Source organism: Methylobacterium sp. WL18, assembly GCF_008040015.1.
Classification (GTDB): domain Bacteria; phylum Pseudomonadota; class Alphaproteobacteria; order Rhizobiales; family Beijerinckiaceae; genus Methylobacterium; species Methylobacterium mesophilicum.
Genome location: NZ_VRVD01000482.1, coordinates 1 through 3,590 on the forward strand (window position 1 = coordinate 1; position 3,590 = coordinate 3,590).

General features: G+C 73.0%; 5 protein-coding genes and 2 pseudogenes. All 7 read left to right on the forward strand.

Annotated features, from left to right (window positions below):
* A pseudogene (locus tag FV228_RS23370) lies at nt 1-239 on the forward strand (hypothetical protein); the annotation flags it as partial.
* Entirely contained in the window at nt 236-709 is a 474-nt protein-coding gene (locus FV228_RS23375) for an NUDIX hydrolase (protein ID WP_147856764.1), read from the forward strand. The pseudogene FV228_RS23370 and the gene FV228_RS23375, both read left to right, overlap by 4 nt.
* Nucleotides 706-1,146: a TIGR02301 family protein gene (locus FV228_RS23380; protein ID WP_147856765.1), complete on the forward strand. Its 441-nt coding sequence runs from the start codon at nt 706-708 to the stop codon at nt 1,144-1,146. Before FV228_RS23375 ends, FV228_RS23380 begins: the two co-directional genes overlap by 4 nt.
* Nucleotides 1,147-1,305: 159 nt before the next feature.
* Nucleotides 1,306-1,566: a hypothetical protein gene (locus FV228_RS23385; protein ID WP_147856766.1), complete on the forward strand. Its 261-nt coding sequence runs from the start codon at nt 1,306-1,308 to the stop codon at nt 1,564-1,566.
* A gap of 107 nt (nt 1,567-1,673) precedes the next feature.
* Nucleotides 1,674-2,528, forward strand: a complete 855-nt coding sequence (locus FV228_RS23390) for a folate-binding protein YgfZ (protein WP_147856767.1) — start codon at nt 1,674-1,676, stop codon at nt 2,526-2,528.
* 60 nt (nt 2,529-2,588) lie between these two features.
* Nucleotides 2,589-3,203 carry a DNA-3-methyladenine glycosylase I gene (locus tag FV228_RS23395; protein WP_147856768.1) on the forward strand — a complete coding sequence of 205 codons (615 nt, stop codon included), beginning with the start codon at nt 2,589-2,591 and terminating at the stop codon, nt 3,201-3,203.
* A pseudogene (locus tag FV228_RS23400) lies at nt 3,200-3,590 on the forward strand (hydrolase); the annotation flags it as partial. The gene FV228_RS23395 and the pseudogene FV228_RS23400, both read left to right, overlap by 4 nt.

The following is a 3,590-nucleotide window of genomic DNA, read 5'->3' on the forward strand; positions in this document are numbered from 1 at the left end:
ACCTCGCCGTCACGGCCCCGGCCGCAGGTCCACCCGAGCTCGCGGTGCCGGTGGCCGGACGGTCGGAGATCGCCCTGGTTCAGGCCAAGGGTCCGCTGCACGAGCGCCTGCGCATCCCGCTGCCGGCACCCGCCACGATCGGCATCGTGGCACTCGGCGAAGGTGCGGCGACGCGGCTGGTGGTCGGCCTCACCGACGGGCGGGTCGCAATCGTCGCCCCCGACGGGGGCAAGCCGTGACGGCGGGCGAGGCCGATGGTGGCGGGCGCCTGTTCCCGACCCGGCCCTTCGTGGGCGCGTCAATCGCGGTGATCCGCGGCGATCGCGTCCTGCTGGCGGCCCGGGCCAACGAGCCGATGCGCGGGGTCTGGACCCTGCCGGGTGGCCTGGTCGAGGCCGGCGAGGCCCTGGCGGAGGCGGCCCTGCGCGAATTATCCGAGGAGGTCGGCCTCACGGCCGAGGTGGTCGGCGTGCTCTCACCCACCGAGATCATCGTCCGGGACGAGGCCGGCCGCGCCCGGCACCACTACGTCGTCCATCCGCACGCCGCCCTGTGGTGCGGCGGCGAGCCCGTGGCGGGTCCGGAGGCCCTCGGGGTCCGGTGGGCGAAACTCGGCGAGATCGCCGGGCTGGCGACGACGCCGGGCCTGATCGGGACCCTGCAGGAGGCGTTCGCCCGGGTCGGTGACAGAGGTGAGGCGCGCCCGTGAGGCTTCCGGTCATCCTCTGCCTCGTCCTGGCGCTCGCGGGGCCGGCCCTGGCGCAACAGCGTGGCAGCCGCGCGGCGCCGGCCAAGGACGCGCCCAAGGAGACGTCCAAGGAAACGTCCCCGTCGGCGGACGTGCCCGCCCCCTATGACCGCGACCTCATGCGGATGTCCGAGATCATCGGGGCGCTGGCCTTCCTGCGCGGCCTCTGCGCGGCGCCCGACGCCGGGGAATGGCCGGCCCGCATGAAGGCGCTGATCGAATCCGAGGGCGTGACCCCCGCCCGCCGCGACCGGCTGGCCGGCGCCTACAATCGCGGCTATCGCGGCTACGCGCTGACCTACCGGGTCTGCACCCCGGCGGCGCACGAGGCGGCCGCCCGCTACGTCGCCGAGGGCGACAGGCTGTCGCATGCCCTGGCGGGGCGCTTCGGCGGGTGATGCAGAGGCAACACACCCGCCACGCATCCCCCGAAAGCATCAACTTCGAGCGGCTGCGTTAACCGATCTGAAATTCTCGGCTGGCCGAGCCGCGGGGAGCCACCTATCATCCGTTGGTCCGCCGGGTCTCGTGCCCGGCGCAACGGAAGTATCGGGCCCATGCAGCACATCTCTCAGACCGCCCCCATCGAGGTTGAGGTCGACGTCGAGGAGAAGCGCGTCGCGCTGAGCTACGTCTCGGAAGCGTTCGCGGAAGGCTGTCTCGACGGGCTCGACGGCGACTGCATGGCCCAGGCCGCCCTGTTCGCGGCGTTCCAGGAACTGGTGATGACCTACGGTGAGGAGGCCACCGCCCGCTACGCCGAGGGCTTTCCGGAGCGCATCCGCGGCGGTGCCTTCACCACGACCCTCCAGCATTGAGGAGACCGGCGACGGCGGACGGTTGAGGCGGGCGCGCGCAGCACCTACCTCCCGGCCACGCGATCCGGTTGACCGGATCGCCCCCGTCGCGTGAGGATCTGCCTGCCATGCCCATCGCCCTGTTGCCGGACCGCGCCCTCGTCACTGTCACCGGGCCGGAGGCCGCGGCGCTGCTTCAGGGCGTGCTGACCTGCAACGTCGAGACCCTGCAGGAGGCCGAGGCCCGCCTCGGCGCGCTGCTGGCGCCGCAGGGCAAGATCCTGTTCGATTTCCTGATCTCGCGGATCCCGGACGGGTTCCGGCTCGACACGGCGATCGACCGGGCTGCGGATCTCGCCAAGCGGCTGACGCTCTACAGGCTGCGTGCGCAGGTCGCGATCGCGGTCGATCCGACCGTCGCGGTGGCGGTCTCCTGGGCCGGGGCTTCCCCGGCATCCGAGACCGCGACGGTGGCCGATACCCGCCACGCCGATCTCGGCGCCCGGCTCTACGCTGCCGAGGGCGCCTTCTCGGCCGATGCCGCGGAGGCGGATTACCACCGGCACCGCATCGAGCTCGCCGTGCCCGAGGGCGGGCGCGACTACGCCTACGGGGACGCGTTCCCCCACGAGGCGATGATGGACCAGCTCGGCGGCGTCGACTTCAAGAAGGGCTGCTACGTGGGCCAGGAGGTGGTCTCGCGCATGCAGCACCGCGGCACCGCCCGCACCCGGATCCTGGCGGCCCGCTACACCGGCGAGGCCCCTCCCCCTGGCACCGAGATCACCGCCGGCGGCAAGGGATTGGGCACCACCGGCAGCGCCGCCGGCCAGCATGGCCTCGCCCTGGTCCGGCTCGACCGCCTGGCCGACGCGCTGACGGCCGGTGCCACCCCGCTGGCCGGCGACCGGCCGGTGACCTTCGAGAAGCCGGCCTACGCGACCTTCGCGATGCCGGAAGCGGCCGGATCGCCGGCAGCCTGACCGCGGATCGGGGCGCGGGCCGCGATGGCGTTCCGCTCCTGTTCTCGCTAAACCGGCGGGATGTCCGAGACCGGCCTGATCAACCATCCCGATGGCTGCCCCCGCTGCTGGTGGGCCGGCCACGACCCGCTCTACGTCGCCTATCACGACACCGAATGGGGCGTGCCCGAGCGCGACGGCCGGGCGCTCTACGAGAAGCTAATCCTCGACGGCTTCCAGGCCGGCCTGTCCTGGATCACGATCCTGCGCCGCCGCGACGGGTTTCGCGACGCGTTCTCGGGCTTCGATCCGGAGGCCATCGCCCGCTACGACGAGGCCGACGTCACCCGGCTGATGGCGGACGCCCGCATCATCCGCAACCGCGCCAAGATCCTGGGCACGATCGCCGGCGCCCGGGCCTGGCTGCGGATCGAGGAGAGCGGCCCCGGCTTCGCGCCGTTCCTGTGGGATTTCGTGGACGGGCGGCCGATCCAGGGCGGCGCCCGGACCCGCGCCGAGATCCAGACCGAGACGCCGGTCTCCCGGGCGATCGGCAAGGCCCTTAAGGCGGAGGGTTTCTCCTTCTGTGGGCCGACCATCGTGCACGCCTTCATGCAGGCGGTCGGGATGGTGAACGACCATCTCGTCGACTGCCACCGGCACGTAGCCTGCGCCGAACTGGGGCGGCCGGCATGAGCGAGGCGCGCGACCCGGCGCCCCGGGCCTGGCAGCGGATGCTGTCCGGCCGGCGCCTCGACCTGCTCGATCCCGCACCCCGGGACATCGAGATCGCCGACATCGCCCACGGGCTCGCCCGGGTCGCCCGCTGGAACGGCCAGACCCGGGGACCGCACGTCTTCTCGGTGGCCCAGCACAGCCTGTTGGTGGAGGCGGTCGGGCGCCAGATCGCCCCCGGCTGCACCGAGCCCGAGGGGCTGGAGCTGCTGCTGCACGATGCCCCGGAATACGTCGTCGGCGACATCATCTCGCCGCTCAAGGCCGCGATCGGCGACGCCTATCGCGGGGTCGAGCTGCGCCTGCTCGCCGCCGTGCGCCGCCGCTTCGGCCTGGCCGAGCCCGGGC